The following is a 17193-nucleotide window of genomic DNA, read 5'->3' as shown; positions in this document are numbered from 1 at the left end:
GCACCTTCGGTCGGTCAACGCGCGCAGGTTGGCAGAGGGGTGCCGGCCGGAACCAGCAGCAGCGCGGGCCGCCCTGGTTTGAGCCACCGGTAAGGCAGGTAGCACCCGACGATTTCGGCCACCGTCGTAGAGACGAACAAGAGCAGCGTTTCCATCACTCAATTCTGCCGAGCGAATGAGCGCTTCCTTCTTGGGGAGCCGATCCGTCGCGGCAAGGCAAAAGTTGCGGCGGCGAAATTGGTTATCCACAGGTCCAGAGAAGTTCACGTCGGGGCGCACTGCGCATGACCGCCGGTCCGGTTGAGCACGGCGCCGAACGCAATGTTCAAGAAGGCCGGAATCCGCAACTTTGGGTTGTCATGATCGCTTCCTCGCATCCGTGCGTCCTTTTGACTAGCTCGGTGCCGGGTTGGGAACCGAAAGCCCGAGCGTTCCACAGACCTCTCAAGACCTGCCATTCGGTGGGTCTTTTTTTGGCCCGGCGCAGGTTTCCATCTGGTCGAACAACAACTCCCGGGGGACGGATGAGATCGGACGCAAATACTCCACCGACTATTTGTAATAGCCCGCCTTGCGCATTTCTCGATCGGCCGCTTCTTGCGAGGCCTTCAAGGCGTCATCCACAGTCGCTTTGCCTGAAAGCGCCGCGCTCATCTGCTGGCCCACCGCAATGCCGATCGAAGCGAATTCGGGTATTGCCGCAAATTGAACACCCGAGTACGGGCTCTTGGGCAGAGTCGCATCGTTCGGATTGGCACTGAGCATCGCGCGCTGCTCGGCTGCCGCGAACTTCGCCGCCTGGCGGAACTCGCGCGTCAGGTAGGTCGATTTGCGGGTGCCCGTCGGCACGGCAGCCCAGCCTTCCTCCTTCGCGACCAGCTTGATGTAATCCTTGGAGGTAGCCCAACTGATGAACTTTTGCGCTGCGGCCGGGTTCTTCGAACTGTTTGGGATCGCCAGTGCCCAGGCCCAAAGCCAGTTCGCGCCCTTGTCGGTCACCGCCGACGGCGCCTGCACGAAGTCCACTTTGTCGGCGACCTTGCTCTGCTTCGGATCGCTTACGAACGAGGCAGCGATGGAGGCGTCCACCCACATGCCGCACTTGCCTTCGTTGTATAGCGCCAGGATCTCATTGAAGCTGTTGCCGGCCGACCCGGGCGGGCCGTACTTCTTCAGCAGATCCACGTAGAGGGTGACGGCTTCCTTCCAGGGCTTGGTCTCCAGTTGGGGCTTCCAGCTCATGTCGAACCATTGGCCACCGAAGGCATTGACCATCGTCGTGATGAAGGCCATGTTGTCGCCCCACCCCGGCTTGCCGCGCAGGCAGATGCCGTAGACGCCGTTGGCCGGGTCGTGCATCTTGGCGGCGGCGTCGCGCACCTGGTCCCAGGTGGGCCGGTCGGCGAACTTGATGCCGGCCTTGGTGGCAAGGTCGGTTCGATACATCAGCATTGAACTTTCGCCGTAGAAGGGCGCGGCGTACAGCTTGCCGTCGACCGAAAGCCCGCGGCGTACCGAGGGCAGGATGTCGTCCAGATCGTAGGCGGCATCCACCTTAAGCTCTTCCAGCCAACCCTTTTTGCCCCAGATAGGTGTCTCGTACATGCCGATTGTCATGACATCGAACTGGCCGCCCTTGGTGGCGATGTCCGTGGTCACGCGCTGGCGTAACACACCCTCTTCAAGAATCACCCACTTCAGCTTGATGTCGGGATTGGCGGTCTCGAAGTTCTTCGACAGCTTCTGCATTTCAACCATGTGGCCGTTGTTCACCGTGGCAATTACGAGATCGGTGGCAGCCCGGACGTTGGACACGGCGAGGAAGCCGCATGCGGCGATGTAGCCCAGTTGAATGACCAGACGCTTCATCATTGATATGCCTCAGTTGGTTGGATGGAAATAACTGCAAACCATTGAAAACGCTACAGCACGACGTCGCAACGCTCGACAGAGCGACGTCTGGCACGACGAGCAGAAAAAGGGGTTGCAATCGGCGCAGAGGGGGGGCAAAGGATATAAGTAAGCAATCGGCGGCCGTTCAATAGCCGCATCGCCTGCAATGTCTTCTCTCTGGACTAAGCCTCGTCGGCGTGCCGCACTGCTTCAGGCTCTGAAGACGCCAATGGCCTCTGCCAGTCGCTTTGCCTGGGCCTGGAGTTTGCTGGCCGCTTCGGTCGACTGCTGAACCATCGAGGCGTTTTGGCGAGTAGTGTCATCCAGAGTTGCCACAGCTTCGTTGACCTGGTCAATCCCGCCCTTTTGTTCGGTGGAAGCCCGGCTGATTTGCTCAATCAGCAGATTCACTTGTTCGACCTTCGACACAATATCTGTTCATCGCCTGGCCAGCATCGTCCACAAGACCCGTTCCTGCTTCAACTCGATCGACGCTCGCCTGAATTAGCTGTTTGATCTCGCGCGCTGCGTCGGCGGAACGCTGGGCCAGACTCCGGACCTCTCCCGCGACAACGGCAAAGCCGCGCCCTTGTTCGCCCGCTCGGGCCGCTTCAACCGCAGCGTTGAGCGCCAGAATATTTGTTTGGAACGCGATACCGTCGATGACCCCAATGATGTCCGAGATTCGCTTGGCGCTATCGCTGATGTCGTTCATGGTTTGAACTACGCGTCCGACAGCCTCGCCTCCTCGAGTGGCGGCGCGCTGCGCTTCGTCCGCTAAACCTGTCGCAGACGGTGGCCATAGAGGGAAACTCTCACGAAGTGACGGAGCATCTTGGCCGCAGCAGGCACCGGCGTCATCCACTAACTTCGGGAGTGAGTCTGTCTCCGCAGCCGTCCATTGGGTATGCAAGTTCGCCGCTCTTGGCCCTGGCAGGGACGTCCTCAAACTTGAGGAGGTGAAGAGACGTGCGAGGTGGCTACCCTCAATGCCATCTCGATTCGGCCCTCGATCGTCTTGCCATGGCGAATCACCTCGTCGCCAAGACCACGTTGAGCATCACGATTCGGTCCACCTGACCTCACTGGAGACTTTTATGAGCAGTCAAAGCGATTTGGAGATCGCGGTGTCGCATGCAGCCGGCTTTTCAGATGCATCGAGCCCCGTCGGCGAGAAGGCCAAAGAGGCGTTCGAATCCCTGGGCAGCCTACTCTCAGAAGCCGTCGCTCCTCTCCGTCAGAAGCTTGCTGAAACCGCAGAGTCTGCTGACGAAATAGAACTCAAGCTTGATCTCGCGCTTAAGGCTGGCGGAAAGTGGGTAGTCATCTCTATGGAAGGTACAGCTACCGTATCCGTCAAACTCGTCTGGAAGAAGACGTCACCGTAGGAGAGACCATGTGCAGCTTCGTACCGGGGCAAGTCGTCGCGATTGGCCCAATGTCCGTCCTGTCGGAGATCCGCGGCGAGCTACCGGGACGACTCGAAAGCGTCACCCCGTTGCTAACGGAACAAGGTGACCTTGATTTCAGTTCCGAACTGTCTCGACTGGGCTCCGTCGTTCTAAAAACAGACCCAGGGCTTGAGCCTTTTGCAATAAGCCGTTTGAGTGCTCGACTTGCTGCCGCCATCGAGCAGAAAGTTGCAGTGGTCGACGTGAACCAGGTTCTCCCGCTGTCGGCGTCGGAATCGCTTCCTAGTCCATCGCTACGCCTCAGCCCGCACGCAGAGCGTGAAGCCGCTGCCGTCCGGCAACTTCTTCGCTCAGCCCTATCTGCTCAACCAACACCCCGGAAGGTCGCCATTCTTGACAGTGGTCTCTGCGCAGACTACTCGGCCCACCGAGAGTTGCGCTACTACGACTACTCCACTGGTGGGAGACTCAGACGCGACGTCGAAGCGGCCGATCCACTGGGGCATGGCACCCGAGTCGCGTCTATTCTTGATCGAATTCTCCCATCAGACGTCGAACTATGCGTCGGCCGCCTTCCGTCCGATCCCGGGGGACTCACCGCGCTTGCGATCGCACAGGCCATGGGCGATATCGTCTCCCGCGAGGTCCCCGATGTGTTGAATCTCAGCGTCGCTCTACGTAATGACTGGTTTTTGTGTCCTCAATGCCGTCAACGTATACCGGCCCCTACCCTCATATCGTCGCTCTTACCTTTGGTCATTCGGCTCGCTGGGAAGTCTACTGCGAGCACCCTGACCGTAATGGCCGCCGGAAACACCGGACAAGCACCGAATTCGAGGTGGCTCACCGAGGATGTCGAGACGCTCATGTTCGCCACCGCAGAGAACCGAAGCCGCGATAGGGCAAGGTATTCCAGTGCGCCCGAAGGTCCTCGCAGTGACCTGTTTTCTGCGGGCGCCTTTGGTGGCGACGACCCGGATGAGCCGGGTGCACAAGGAGTCTTTTCGGACGGCACGTATGGAACGTCTTTCGCTGCTCCGTTTGTGTCGGCAGTGGCCTTGTTGACGAAGGGCTTTATCGCTCCCATCACACACGGTGTCCCGACCAGGATTGGCACGTTCACAAGGGAGATCATTGAGGCTGCTCGAGACGGCCGGTATCCACGAATACGCGCTCAAGACGTTGTGAGGTGATGCCCAGCGTTGCGAACGTGGCGACATGCACCAAATACCGGAACGGGAGATCAACTAAGTCCGATCCCTGTGATTTGCCGCTCCCAGGGTGCGCAGACAGCTAGACATCATGGTCGCTCGCCGGCTGCGGCGAAGGCTCGTCTCCAGTATCGTGGGTTGCGCACCGAGGTGTGCCGAGCCACATGCGGCAGGGCGGGCCAGCCGCAGCGTTAAGGAGACGAGCCATGGACGAGCGTATCAAGTTCTTCGTCGGTCTGGACGCCCACAAGGACACGATTGCGGTGGCGGCTTGCGAAGCCGGACGTGAACCGGCTCGCTTTGCCGGCACGCTGGGGCCGGATGTGCGGGCACTGCTGAAGGTACTGGGCAAGGCAGGAGATCCTGCTGCGGTGAGTGTGGTGTACGAAGCCGGCCCGACGGGCTACGGGCTGTACCGCGAGCTGAGCCGGCGCGGCTACCACTGCGAGATCATCGCGCCCACCCTGATCCCACGGCGAGCCGGCGAGCGCATCAAGACCGACCGGCGCGACTGCCTGCGGCTGGCGGAGTTGTCGCGCTCAGGCGAACTCAAGCCGATCTGGGTGCCCGACGAAGCGCATGAGGCCATGCGCAACCTGTGGCGTGCCCGCGAGGATGCAGTGGGCATGCGGCTGAAGGCGCGTCAGCAGCTCAAGGCCTTCTTGCTACGTCATGGCCGGCGCTATCCGGGCAAGACCTCGTGGACCAAGAGCCACTAGCGCTGGATCAGCGATCAACCCTTCGACCACCAAGGTGACCGCATTGCCCTGGCCGAGTATCAGTTGGCGCAGCAGTCGGCTTAACAACGCGTGCAGCGGTTGACCACTGCGCTGACCGAGGCGGCTGCAGGCTGGCGGCTGGAGCCGGTCGTGGCGGCGCTGCGTGCCCTGCGTGGCATCGACACGGTCAGCGCCATCGGCCTGGTGGCCGAGATCGGGGATTTCCGCCGCTTCGGCACGGCACGCCAGTTCATGGGATACCTCGGGCTCGTGCCATCAGAGCACTCCAGCGGCAACAGCATTCGTCGCGGCTCGATCACCAAGACCGGCAACGCTCACGCCAGGCGGCTGCTGACCGAGGCGGCTTGGAACTACCGGTTCCCGGCGCGCCTGAGCCAAGCGCTGCGCGAACGCAGCAATGCCCTGCCCGAGGCGGTGTGTCGACACGCCTGGAAGGCCCAACTGCGTCTATGCGGACGGTTCGCACGTCTGTCTTCGCGGGGCGTGCAGACCAACAAGGTCTGTGTCGCGGTGGCACGCGAGCTGGCCGGCTTCGTTTGGGCCATCGCCCAACAGGCATCGTTGCCCACAACCCCGCCGCATTGAGCGGCGTCCCTGTAGCAAGCGGCCTGCGGTGATGCGGCACGCATCACGACGGGAAGAACCCTCGCCGGCACTATCCACAGAAAGGCCTTCGGGCAACCTGCGCTGCTAGACGGAGGTAGCTTCCATGACGGATCGATGCTGGGCGGTAACCAACCCGCGGATATCAGACTGATCCATCGTCGCTGCAACCGACTCGTGCCGCATCACCCCAAGCCGCTTGTCCAAAGGATCAAACAGCCAGCATTGACGAAAGCGACCATATCAGAGCCGTTATCCACGGGTACGCTGACGAGGGGAGCTGGTGTCGGAATAGGGTAAACCCTTGATTTCTGGCGGCAGTTTTGACGCCGGAAACAAGATCACCCCAGCTTGCGATCTCCCCCTGGACGAAAGGTTCTCGGGGGAACCGCAATAGCCGAGATCGCCAAGGAAGACGGCAAGGTTCTTAGGGTTAGCCATGGCATGTGAGTCGCTAACCCTGAAAGCTCTGCCTGAAGGCCGTTGGCAAACGCCCAGGCCTAACCCCTCCGTCAAGGGGACCTGCCTTCGGCAGGCCCCTTACCTCGAACGTTAGGCATCAGAAGGCAGCAGGTTGTTGGAGGCGCAGCGGCATGTCCGAGCCTTCTGGGTGGCAGCTCAATCGTCGGCATGGGCTGTCCGTCCTTTGGCGGCCAGCGCACGGACCGTAGCGGCTCCAGCCGTACTCAAGTCAGCTTGGGCACATGTGGGCGGCCTCGGCAGCATGCCAAGGCCGCAAGTTGCTCTGCCTGGTCAGCGCCAGTGGTACTCTGTGGTTCACATCTGCCACGGCAAGCTTCCAGCGCTCTGCCAAGGTAGCTGAAATCCTTCGTCTTGTGCGGCCAGCGTCGTAGCACTTGTTATGCAAGCACTCTGCTTTGCCGGTCGCCGCCTCGTCGGGCCACCGGGCTTGAAATACATGTCGGTTGTGGCATTGCGTTCCGGGCATCTCGCTGCTCTGGCCCCTTTGCCTAACCGCTCCGTCAAGGGGACGTCTTGCGGCAAGCCGCAAGCCGCCCCTTACTTCGAACGTTAGGCGTCATGGCAATCCAGCGCAACGTCCAGCAGCAAGCTGCCGACACTCGAGCCAAGATCAAACGAGCAGCTTCAATCGGTGCCACCATGCCTCAATGGCTTCGCTTATCACTGGAATCGCATGCTTTGTCGCCTCAAGGCGGCTTGTTGGTGCAGTACTGCTTGATAGAGGAACAGGAAGGATATCTCCATTCGGGCATCTGGCTTACCGATTCGGTGGAGTTCTGGGAGTTTGAGGTTATGGTTTCGTACGGTAGTCAGCAAACCATCAATGTTGAAGAATTCACCAATGCCACAGCGTCGCATCCAGTCATCGCGAGACTGCCCGGAACCGGCCCATCTTTCGGCCATTTGGCGTGCCAAGTGCTACGTGAAACGCGTGACGCCTAACCCCTCCGTCAAGGGGACGTCCACAAGCGGGCTTCGCCCACTTGCGGCCACCCCTTACGTCGAACGTTAGCCGTCTCAATGCTTCCCACCATGCGCTACTTCGTACTTCGGTGTGATGTAAGCGCCAAGCCTGACAAGGTTTGGCTAGAGCAAGCCGTCGCAAAAGGCTTTGCTTCTCAATCAGAAGCGGTCAACTGGCCACGCCTGGCGGTAAAGGAGCGAGCTTCAATCCTGTACCGCCGCTACACACATGAGCGTACGGTTGCCTCATCCGGTAGCGGCACAACGATTCAGGATCGAGTTCAGTATGAAGCCAGATTCAAGTTCTTGTCTCCCTGGCTAAAGGCCTCAGGCATCATGTCTTTGAGAAGAGAGCATGAGGCACTTCGCGCTGAGTACGGGGGTAGCAGAAGGTGACCCAGACGGCTAACCCCTCCGTCAAGGGGACTGGCCTGCGGCCAGCCCCTTACGTCGAACGTTAGGCATCAGAAGTTGGCAGGCTGGTGAAGTCTCAGCGGAATGTCCGAGTCTTCGTTGGGGCGACTCACTCGTCGGCATGGGCTGTCCGTCCTTCAGCGGCCAGCGCACGGTCCGTGGCGTGCTCCGGCCGTGCTCAGTTCAGCTTGAGCACATGTGGGTGGCCGCCGCCGCGTGCCAAGGTATCCAGTTGCTCTGCCTGGCGAGCGCCGGTGGTACTCTGCGGGCCATCTCTGCCTCGCCGAGCTTTCAGCGCATTGCCGAGGTCTTTGAAATCCTTCCTCTCGTCCGGCCAGCGTCGTAGCACTTGTTATGAGAGTCCCTTGCTCCGCCAACGCACGCCTCGCGTGGCTGACAGGCACGAAATACATGTCGGTGGCGGCATTGCGTTCCGGGCGTCTCGGTGCTCTGGCCATTCTGCCTAACCACTCCGTCAAGGGGACTGGCCTGCGGCCAGCCCCTTACGTCGAACGTTAGGCATCACATCCGATCACCTACTGCAAGCCATGGCATCGAACCTCGAACGTTTCAAGGCCGACTTGGAGAAGCTCATCCTCAAAGGCCGAGCACTCCACCTTTCCATGCAGCATGCGTGCTATCCGGACAAAGTGAAGGCTGCACTCAAGAAGGAACTTAAGGAAGAGACTGAAAAGTATCTGCGGGGCCTTCCAGACTTCGACAAGGGCTATCAACGCTGGTACACCGAGGCTCAAGCAGTCGTAAAGCAGCTCATTCCAGATCGCCTGATCGACTTCATCAGGCACTATGAGAAGCCGAAGCCAAGGAAAGACATCACCTTCGAGAACTACAGAATAGAGGACTACTTGCAAGGCCTCCGCGTCACGCGAGGGGGATTTGAGGTTGTGGTTAACAAAGAGGCGGCAATTCCTCAGTTCCAACAGCAGTTGGCGATCCTGGAGGCCGCACAGGCGCGGTTTGATTCGTCCTTACTCGACATGCGGCAGATGCTGCAAGCTGACTTGTTCGACTCGGAATTGCAAGCGGCCGAGCACTTGGCGAAGTTCAAGTTCGGGAGAGCTGCCGGAGCACTCGCTGGCGTAGTTCTTGAGCGCCACCTCTCGCAGGTCTGCGTGAATCACAGCCTGACTATTGGCAAGAAGAACCCCACCATCGCCGATTTCAATGAGGCGCTGAAGGCGGCGGACGTCATCGATCTTCCGCAATGGCGCTTTGTGCAACACCTTGCCGACCTGCGAAATCTCTGTGATCACGCCAAGAAGCCCGATCCCTCCGCGGAGCAGATTCAAGACCTTCTTGCCGGCGTTGCCAAAGTCACAAAGACGGTCTTCTAGCATGTACCGAGCGATGCCTAACTCCTCAGTCAAGGGGACGTCTTGCGGCAAGCCGCAAGCCGCCCCTTACCTCGAACGTTAGCCCGCAGCAGAGGTCGCGAGTGTCGGGTTGGCTTGCTTGGTCATCGTCGGTGGTTCGCGCCAATACCAATGCCGGCGTTGGTCAGCCTTGGCCGCAACAGGCTTCGCCTGCTGCTCATGAGGGCACGGTCGCTTTGAACTGGTGCCTCCGTTTTCCACGCATCAGGCGTGTGGGGCAAGCCCGAGCAAGTCTGGCCTACCCCACACCCCTGCTGCTCAGCGGCGTAGAGACTGGTCTTCGCCATCGCCAGGCCCGTCAAATTCATTGTTCTTGTGGCCGGCGTGGTCATGGGAGCCAGAGGGGAGGCTTCGGCAAAGCAACATTTGCTCGGTTGCTTGTGGGCCAAGGTCTGTGCAGTCGGCCAGCGCGGGAAGGGAATACCTCAATCACCAAGTCTCTGCCCTGTCGCGGTCGCAGCCCGCTCACGCGGTCAACCCGAGCAGCCAATCCTGCCCGGAGGTGGCAAACTCCAGCAACCGTTGGCTTGCTTCAATCGCAGCGGGCTAACCCCTCCGTCAAGGGGACCTGCCTGCGGCAGGCCCCTTACGTCGAACGTTAGAGCGCTACAAATGCAATTCACCCGAGTTGGTGAGTTCCTTGCTGCAAGTCAGATCACTGGGCCTCGGCACAATCTCCTGCAGCTTCGCCTTGGCAGTCAGCCGCAAGGCGTTCCTGTCTGCGAATGCCTCCCTCCAGTTGGCAAGTGTCAGCATGAGCCACTGGACGAGTCAGAACTCATAGCCAATGTCCTCCAAGGTGTGAGCGAGGCAAACTCTCGACGCGGAGCGCATCATTCTGTCGTACACATTCGCTACGTCGAGAACGACACCAAGCCCGAGTCGGTCTATGCGTTCCTCGCACTCAAGCTCATCGAGCACCTGGAGGCTGGCGGTGAGTTCACAAAGGCAAGCAATGCATAGCCTCAAGGGCGTCCCGCTGCTCAGCCAGCGCCCTAACCCCTCCGTCAAGGGGACCTGCCTGCGGCAGGCCCCTTACGTCGAACGTTAGGTGGCAAAACAATGTCCACGGTTTCATCACTTCAGAAGGGCAAGTCTCGGCTGGCACCGCAGGTGTGGGCTGCTCTTCTCTTCGGAATGGCCTCCATCGGTCCAATAGGCAGTTGGTTCATTCTGCTTTTTCATGCCACGCCTCAGTCCCAGTTCACCTTTGAAGCCGCGGCTTCTCAGTTGCGCTTCGTATTCTCGGCTGAGAGTCCCGCACCGTGGTGGTTCGTAGGGTGGGCGGCGCTTCCATTTGTGCTCAATGGTCTTGCTCTTTGTAGCCTGGGCTCAATGTCTCATCGCAAGCCGACCGCACTGGCAGTCCTCTTGGTTTCGCTCGTCGTGACAGCTGTGTCCCTGGTCTTCTATTGGCCCGTGGTGGCTGCGCTCACCGCTGGAGGCTCTATAAATGCATTTCGCTGCTACCGGTCAGCCACCTAACCCCTCCGTCAAGGGGACTGGCCTGCGGCCAGCCCCTTACGTCGAACGTTAGGCATCAAAGTCAGCAGGTGGTTGAAGGCGCAATCGCATACCCGAGCCGTCTGATGGTGACTCAACCGTCAGCGTGGGCTGTCCGTCCTTCGGCGGCCAGCGCACGGGCCGTGGCGGCTCCTGCCGTATTCCAGTTGGCTTGGGCACATGTGGGTGGCCGATGCAGCATGTCAAGGTCTCAAGTTGCTCCGCCTGGCGTGCGCCGGTGGTACTCTGTGGGCCACCTCTACCAAGGCGGGATTTCAGCGCTCTGCCGAGGCAGCTGAAATACTTCTTCTCTCCCGGTCAGCGTCGTAGCACTTGTCATGCAAGTCTTTTGCTCTTCCAACGGACGCATCGCGTGGCTACCGGGCATGAAATACATGTCGGTTGTGGCATTGCGTTCCAGGAATCTCAGTGCTCTGGCCGCTCTGCCTAACCCCTCCGTCAAGGGGACTGGCCTGCGGCCAGCCCCTTACGTCGAACGTTAGGCATCAGAACACCGAAGCCACACGCGGCCGTGTCAAAGAAAACTCCGCCCTTGTTCCTCTTCCTGAGTGCCATCGTTCTCGGCATTGCCACGCCGTTCTCAAGCGCGCTTCTGTCCTGGGGTTATCTCGACCAATCTTCGAGGGTCGGCTTCTGGTACTACTGGCTCTGGCTCTTTCAGATGCCGGAGAATTTCACGAAGCTCTTGCCGTTCACGCCAAGCCCAGGCGGTCGGGTACTGGCATCAATGTTGGGCTACATGCTCATCTACCGAGCGGCCGTTCTGCTGCTCCGTAGTGCAATGCAACGCCTCAAGGGCGCTGGCCAGTCTCGGTGACGCATCAATTCAACCAAGTCTTCCGCAGCGACCACCTCACGGCTCAAATGCACAGCTACTCCGAGATCTCCATCGGTCCGAGGCCTAACCCCTCCGTCAAGGGGACTGGCCTGCGGCCAGCCCCTTACGTCGAACGTTAAGCGCTGCAGCGCAATGTCCCGCCTCATGCTCAATCGCGAGGAACTGACTCCGCCTGGCTATGCCGAGCGGCAGTGTCTGTTGGTCAAGTATCGCCTTCCGGGCCTTCGCGATTGCTATGTGCTCTGCCATGAGTCGATTGACCGGACACCCTCCACGAGCACCCGAGCTGAGCTGTTGGCCTTCTTCTACCAAGAGGCTCAAGCGCTCGCCGTCGCGGCCACCGGTGATCCTGAAGCCTTCTTGCTCATTCACAGTGGTGCATCAGTCCGTAGGCGTCCAAACTGGCACCTTCATCTATTCATTGTTCAGTTTCGGTGGCAGAAGGCTTGGGTCTACAGCATTCTCGCAGCCAAGAACATCGCCGCAGTAGGGCGGCTTGCTGTCAAGGGCATCTTCTCCCGGCGAGCAGCGCCTAACCACTCCGTCAAGGGGACGTCCCGCAAGCGGGCCGCCCCTTACGTCGAACGTTAGGGGCCAATGGAGCAGCCTTCGAGTTTCTTCATGCGATTGGCGCATTCACAGTGGTCTGTGCCGCTGCTATTCGTCACCATCTGGCTTGTGGGCTCAGCGGTCATGGCGCGTGCTGGTGGCTGGCGGAGTCTTGGGCAGCGATTTTCCACTGCCGCCAAGCCAGAAGGTCAGAGCTTCCGCTTCGTCTCCGGGTCGTCTGGCTTGGTTCACTTGCCCATCAGGTATCGCAACTGTCTTCACATTGTCATTGGCGGCAATGGGCTGTATGCCGCCGTGATGTTCCCGTTCAATTTTCAGTGCCCAGCGTTGCTGGTGCCCTGGTCGGCAATCGAATCCATCATCGAAAAGCAGGGGTTCTTCAATCGGACGGTTACCTTTCACATTTCTGGTCTGTGGCCGGTCATCACTTTGTCAGGCTCCATTGGGCAGTTGGCCAAAGCTGCGTATGAGCAGTCTCGTGGTCCACAATGAGCCCTAACCACTCCGTCAAGGGGACGTCTTGCGGCACGCCGCAAGCCGCCCCTTACGTCGAACGTTAGGCATCCAATGCGTCCCATCGAACGTGTCCTCTCACTTTGGAAGAGCGGAGTCCTCACCAGTGAGGCTGTGGTCGCTTGGGCTGACCGGAAGATCCTTCGCTCTGAGCAGTCTGAGCAAGAAATAGTGGACCTCGCACTGGATGGCCCTGAGAAGTACCTCAAAAGGCCGGAGTTTGAGTTTTCGGCTAGGCCTGCTGCACTGAGCTACCTACAGGAGTTCTCACTTCGCGCTGTCGCCTTGGACCTAGAGTCGCCCGAAGCCTGCCGCCAGTTTGCCGACTGGGCGGCATGTCATGCCATGGGCCAGAATTTGGACTTGGCCGAGGTCTCGTTCGGCTACCAGTTGGATCATCTTCTGGAAGACTGCCGCGACAGCGCGGCAGCAATAGCGCTTGTTCGTAGTGAATTGCCAAGCTTGCTTCCGCAGTGCAAAGTCATTTCGGCGCCATTCGTTGAACTCGATGCCTAACCCCTCCGTCAAGGGGACGTCTTGCGCCAAGGCGCAAGCCGCCCCTTACGTCGAACGTTAGGCATCAGAAGGCAGCAGGCTGGTGAAGTCTCAGCGGGATGTCTACGGTTTCTGGGTGCCAGCGTCGTCGTCGGCGTGGGCTGTCCGTCCTTCGGCGGCCAGCGCGCGCACGGCGGCGGCCCCAGCCGTATTCCAGTCCGCTTGGGCACATGTGGGTCGCCGCAGCAGCACGCCAAGGTCTCAAGTCGCCTGGTCAGCACCGGTGGTACTCTGTGGTCAATCTCTGCCACGGCGAGCCTGCAGCGCTTTGCCGAGGCAGTTGAAATCCTTCGTCTCGTCCGGCCAGCGTCGTAGCATTTGTCATGCAGACCTATTGCCCCACCAACGCGTGCCTCGCACGACTGCCGGGCTTGAAATACATGTCGGTGGCGGCATTGCGTTCCAGGCATCTCGCTGCTCTGTCCCCTTTGCCTAACCACTCCGTCAAGGGGACTGGCCTGCGGCCAGCCCCTTACTTCGAACGTTAGGCGTCAGAAATGTCCCGCTTCAACTGGTTGAGCACCCTCTTCCGAAAGCCAGCAGCGGAGCCGTGTCCGCCGGATTCAACTGTCAAGCAAGCGCTGTCCATACTGGCAGAGGCCGAGGTGCCCAACGTAGAGTTCCACAACGTCAGGCGATATACGGCGTCCAAAGACTCAAGATACTGCGGCCTGACAATGAGCAACTATCAGTCTTACGCGGTCGACATTGAGGCAAGAAGCTACCTGCACTACCCGACCGCTGGCGTCACAGGTTTTAACGGTAGCAGTTTGGTGCTCTCTCCTGACGAAGAGCGCTTCTCTTTGGAACCGAGTGGCGCTGAGCCGTTCGAAGTCAACTTGCAGTCAGAGTCGCTAGCATGGCTAAGACCCAAATGCACTGGCTCGGTGGCAATGCCGACGCCTAACCCCTCCGTCAAGGGGACTGGCCTGCGGCCAGCCCCTTACGTCGAACGTTAGGCATCAGAAGACGGCAGGTTGGTGACGGCGCAGCGGCATGTCCGATCCTTTTTTGGGGCGACTCAATCGTCGGCATGGGCTGTCCGTCCTCCGGCGGCCAGCGCGCGTTCCGTGGCGGCTCCAGCCGTATTCAGGTCAGCCTGGGCACATGTAGGTGGCCGCAGCCGCACACCACGGTCGCTGGAATCGCTCTCGTTGGTCACGGCCGGTGGTACTCTGTGGGCGATCTCTGCCACGGCGAGATTTCATCGCTCTGCCGAGGCCGCTGAAATACTTCTTCTCTCCAGGCCAATGTCGTAGCACTTGTCATGCAAGTCTTCTGCTCCACCAACGCAAGCCTCGCGTGGCCGCTGGGCATGAAATACATGTCGGTTGTGGCATTGCGTTCCAGTCACCTCGGTGCTCTGGCCGTTCTGCCTAACCGCTCCGTCAAGGGGACTGGCCTGCGGCCAGCCCCTTACGTCGAACGTTAGGCATCAAAGACTGCAGTTGGGTGAAGGCGCAATCGCATACCGGAGCCTTCTGGTGGTGACTCAACCGTCAGCGTGGGCTGTCCGTCCTGCGGCGGCCAGCGCACGGGCCGTGGCGGTTCAAGCCGTATTCAAGTCTGCTTGGGCACAGGTGGGTGGGCGCAGCAGTACGCCACGGTTGCTGGAATCGCTATCCTTGGTCACCGCCGGTGGTACTCTGTGGGCGATCCCTGACAAGGCATGCTTTCAGCGCTTTGCCGAGGTGGTTGAAATCCTTCGTCTCGGTCGGCCAGCGTCGTAGCACTTGTTATGCAAGCACTCTGCTTTGCCAGTCATTGCCTCATTGGGCCACCGGGCTTGAAATACATGTCGATTGTGGCGTTGCGTTCCAGGCATCTCGGTGCTCTGGCCACCACGCCTAACCGCTCCGTCAAGGGGACGGGCCTGCGGCCAGCCCCTTACGTCGAACGTTAGGCATCAAAAGGCGGCAGGACCGGTGAAGCCTCAGCGACGTGTCTACGGTTTCCGGGTGCCTGCTTCATCCTCAGCGTGGGCTGTCCGTCCTTCGGCGGCCAGCGCGCGGTCCGTGGCGGCTCCAGCCGTATTCAGGTCAGCCTGGGCACATGTAGGTGGTCGCAGCAGCACACCACGGCCGCCGGAACCGCTCTCGTTGGCCGCGGCCGGTGGTACTCTGTGGGCTATCTCTGCCAGGGCAAGCTTCCAGCGCTTTGCCAAGGTCGCTGAAAACCTTCGCCCCAGTTTCCCAGTGTCGTAGCACTTGTTATGCAAGTACTCTGCTTTGCCAGTCGCTGCATCGCCTGGCCGCCGGCCTACAAATGCATGCCGGTTGCGGCATTGCGTTCCGGGCATCTCGGTGCCCCATTCGCTTTGCCTAACCACTCCGTCAAGGGGACTGGCCTGCGGCCAGCCCCTTACGTCGAACGTTAGGTGCCAGAAAGGCAGAAGGGGCCATCGTGCGAGCACAATTCCAGCCGTCACGCCATATGGTTAAGCGCCTGGCGATGGCGCTCTCAATCGCCGGCTCTGCGGGTTGTGTATTTGCCGGCAATCCGGAGCTCGTCGAGGTCGGATCAATCCCCACCCGATGCCCAGTCACACTCGAGGCTTCCTCGGTCTTTCGCCTTCCGGACGGTTGGAAGGTAACTCCTGAGCAAGCGGTCAGTCTGGCGGCAAGTGTGGGTCACGCCAAATGCAATAGCATCTTCCTGCAGGTTCTCTATGCTGATGCCAACAACTACTACCTCGTCAAGCCGGTATTCGGTCCCGTGAGCAGGTCAGCTGGTGCAGTCGTCATCAATCCCATCTCCGGCAAGGTGTCAGTTCAAGGTGAAGCCGGCACCTAACCCCTCCGTCAAGGGGACTGGCCTGCGGCCAGCCCCTTACGTCGAACGTTAGACCGCTTATGTTGGCCAATCGAGAATGTACGTGACCCTTGAGTTCCGGATTTGGAGAGTGCCGCCAGTTCGAATCTCGGTTGGCTGGCGTTCGGTCTTCATGCTTATGTGGACTCTCGTCGTTATTCCCGCCCTTTTTCTCGCCAGTCAAACTGCGATTGAGGAGGACGTTCCACTAGCAGTGCCGCCCCTCGATACAGCCAAAGTCGTTCGCGGTACGCTTCGCTTCACCGCTGGCGCCAGAGACTGGCGGTCCGCCGAACTAGTCGTGGGGCCGTCCGATTGCATAGCACTTCGCTGTCTGCGTTGCCTCGCGAACGATGCATGCTTCCATCTTGATGAAGCTCAAGGGCTTGAAGGCGCGTATGCGGCTATATGGCTGCACTCACAATCTCAAGTTTTGCAAATTGCAGTGGGCCATGATCATGTTGTTCCGTATGGCGATACCGTCACGCGTTTTTTGGCTCCCCCGAGAGAAAGCTTGGTCAAACCGCTTCTAGGATATTTTGCCGGCGTCACGGCTGCTTTTCTGGTTGCATTGGCAATTGTTGGGGTGTCATTCCGAAGGCCAGTCGATGCGTCGAGTACGTAGTGCAATGACGCGGCCTAACCCCTCCATCGAGAGGACCCGCCCCGGCAAGCCGGGACGGGCCTCTCATGTCAAACGTTAGGCATCAGAGGGCAGCAAGTAGTTGGGGGCGCTGCGGCATGTCCGAGCCTTCTGGGTGGCAACTCAATCGTCGGCATGGGCTGTCCGTCCTTTGGCGGCCAGCGCACGGGCCGTGGCGGTTCCTGCCGTATTCCAGTCTGCTTGGGCACCATGTGGGTGGCCGCGGCAGCATGCCGAGGTCTCAAGTTGCACTGCCTGGCCAGCGCCGGTGGTACTCTGTGGGCCATCTCTGCCACGGCGAGCTTTCAGCGCTCTGCCGAGCTAGCTGAAGTACTTCTGCTCTCGCGGCCGGCGTCGTTGCACTTGTCATGGAAGTCTCTTGGTCCACCAACGCACACCTCTCATCGCTTCCGGGCATGAAATACACGTCGGTTGTGGCATTGCGTTCCGGGCATCTCGGTGCTCTGGCCATTCTGCCTAACCCCTCCGTCAAGGGGACTGGCCTGCGGCCAGCCCCTTACGTCGAACGTTAGGCATCAGATAGCAGCAGTCTGGTGAAGTCTCAGCGACGTGTCTACGGTTTCTGGGTGCCAGCTTCATCGTCAGCGTGGGCTGTCCGTCCTCCG

The 17193-nt window shown here is 59.9% G+C and carries 11 protein-coding genes and 2 pseudogenes; 9 read left to right on the top strand and 4 right to left on the bottom strand.

Annotated elements, in window-relative coordinates:
• Window positions 1-32: 32 nt before the first annotated feature.
• From AACH06_RS28980 to AACH06_RS30215, 4 genes and pseudogenes are all read right to left on the bottom strand, one after another.
• Window positions 33-155 (bottom strand): annotated as a pseudogene (locus tag AACH06_RS28980) (YnfA family protein); the annotation flags it as partial.
• A 397-nt stretch (window positions 156-552) separates the two neighbouring features.
• On the bottom strand, window positions 553-1758 hold the full coding sequence (locus tag AACH06_RS28975; RefSeq protein WP_423222098.1) for an ABC transporter substrate-binding protein: 1206 nt from the start codon (window positions 1756-1758) through the stop codon (window positions 553-555).
• Window positions 1759-2103: 345 nt separating this feature from the next.
• Entirely contained in the window at window positions 2104-2304 is a 201-nt protein-coding gene (locus AACH06_RS30220; protein ID WP_423222096.1) for a hypothetical protein, read from the bottom strand.
• The gene (locus tag AACH06_RS30215) at window positions 2288-2758 is read right to left on the bottom strand and encodes a methyl-accepting chemotaxis protein (RefSeq protein ID WP_423222097.1); all 471 of its coding nucleotides are present in this window, start codon (window positions 2756-2758) and stop codon (window positions 2288-2290) included. The genes AACH06_RS30220 and AACH06_RS30215 overlap by 17 nt, the downstream gene beginning before the upstream one ends.
• 232 nt (window positions 2759-2990) lie before the next feature.
• Between AACH06_RS30215 and AACH06_RS28965 the strand changes: the two genes are divergently transcribed.
• The 9 genes and pseudogenes from AACH06_RS28965 to AACH06_RS28930 all read left to right on the top strand — a co-directional run bounded on the left by AACH06_RS28965 (window position 2991) and on the right by AACH06_RS28930 (window position 15906).
• A complete protein-coding gene (locus tag AACH06_RS28965; RefSeq protein WP_341429302.1) occupies window positions 2991-3281 on the top strand; it encodes a CU044_2847 family protein in 291 nt (96 codons plus the stop codon).
• Between the two features lie 8 nt (window positions 3282-3289).
• Complete coding sequence (locus tag AACH06_RS30210) at window positions 3290-4498, top strand: S8/S53 family peptidase (RefSeq protein ID WP_423222095.1); 1209 nt, start codon at window positions 3290-3292, stop codon at window positions 4496-4498.
• A gap of 224 nt (window positions 4499-4722) precedes the next feature.
• A pseudogene (locus AACH06_RS28960) lies at window positions 4723-5841 on the top strand (IS110 family RNA-guided transposase).
• Between the two features lie 1059 nt (window positions 5842-6900).
• Window positions 6901-7284 (top strand): hypothetical protein, encoded by a 384-nt coding sequence (locus AACH06_RS28955; protein ID WP_341429301.1) that lies wholly within the window; start codon window positions 6901-6903, stop codon window positions 7282-7284.
• A 983-nt stretch (window positions 7285-8267) separates the two neighbouring features.
• Window positions 8268-9074: a hypothetical protein gene (locus AACH06_RS28950; protein WP_341429300.1), complete on the top strand. Its 807-nt coding sequence runs from the start codon at window positions 8268-8270 to the stop codon at window positions 9072-9074.
• Window positions 9075-11169: 2095 nt separating this feature from the next.
• Window positions 11170-11454: a hypothetical protein gene (locus tag AACH06_RS28945; protein WP_341429299.1), complete on the top strand. Its 285-nt coding sequence runs from the start codon at window positions 11170-11172 to the stop codon at window positions 11452-11454.
• A 618-nt stretch (window positions 11455-12072) separates the two neighbouring features.
• Window positions 12073-12537 carry a hypothetical protein gene (locus AACH06_RS28940; RefSeq protein ID WP_341429298.1) on the top strand — a complete coding sequence of 155 codons (465 nt, stop codon included), beginning with the start codon at window positions 12073-12075 and terminating at the stop codon, window positions 12535-12537.
• Between the two features lie 192 nt (window positions 12538-12729).
• Complete coding sequence (locus AACH06_RS28935) at window positions 12730-13074, top strand: hypothetical protein (protein ID WP_341429297.1); 345 nt, start codon at window positions 12730-12732, stop codon at window positions 13072-13074.
• A gap of 2442 nt (window positions 13075-15516) precedes the next feature.
• A complete protein-coding gene (locus AACH06_RS28930) occupies window positions 15517-15906 on the top strand; it encodes a hypothetical protein (RefSeq protein WP_341429296.1) in 390 nt (129 codons plus the stop codon).
• Window positions 15907-17193: the final 1287 nt, after the last annotated feature.

Source organism: Ideonella lacteola (assembly GCF_038066555.1).
Taxonomy (GTDB): domain Bacteria; phylum Pseudomonadota; class Gammaproteobacteria; order Burkholderiales; family Burkholderiaceae_C; genus Ideonella; species Ideonella lacteola.
This window is presented reverse-complemented; position numbering and strand designations above follow the sequence as displayed.

Bases quoted from the DNA above. Each gene is read 5' to 3' on its own strand.
- AACH06_RS28975 (WP_423222098.1), bottom strand. From the start codon at position 1,758: ATGGTTGAAATGCAGAAGCTGTCGAAGAACTTCGAGACCGCCAATCCC.
- AACH06_RS28965 (WP_341429302.1), top strand. From the start codon at position 2,991: ATGAGCAGTCAAAGCGATTTGGAGATCGCGGTGTCGCATGCAGCCGGC.
- AACH06_RS28955 (WP_341429301.1), top strand. From the start codon at position 6,901: ATGGCAATCCAGCGCAACGTCCAGCAGCAAGCTGCCGACACTCGAGCC.
- AACH06_RS30210 (WP_423222095.1), top strand. From the start codon at position 3,290: ATGTGCAGCTTCGTACCGGGGCAAGTCGTCGCGATTGGCCCAATGTCC.
- AACH06_RS28940 (WP_341429298.1), top strand. From the start codon at position 12,073: ATGGAGCAGCCTTCGAGTTTCTTCATGCGATTGGCGCATTCACAGTGG.
- AACH06_RS28950 (WP_341429300.1), top strand. From the start codon at position 8,268: ATGGCATCGAACCTCGAACGTTTCAAGGCCGACTTGGAGAAGCTCATC.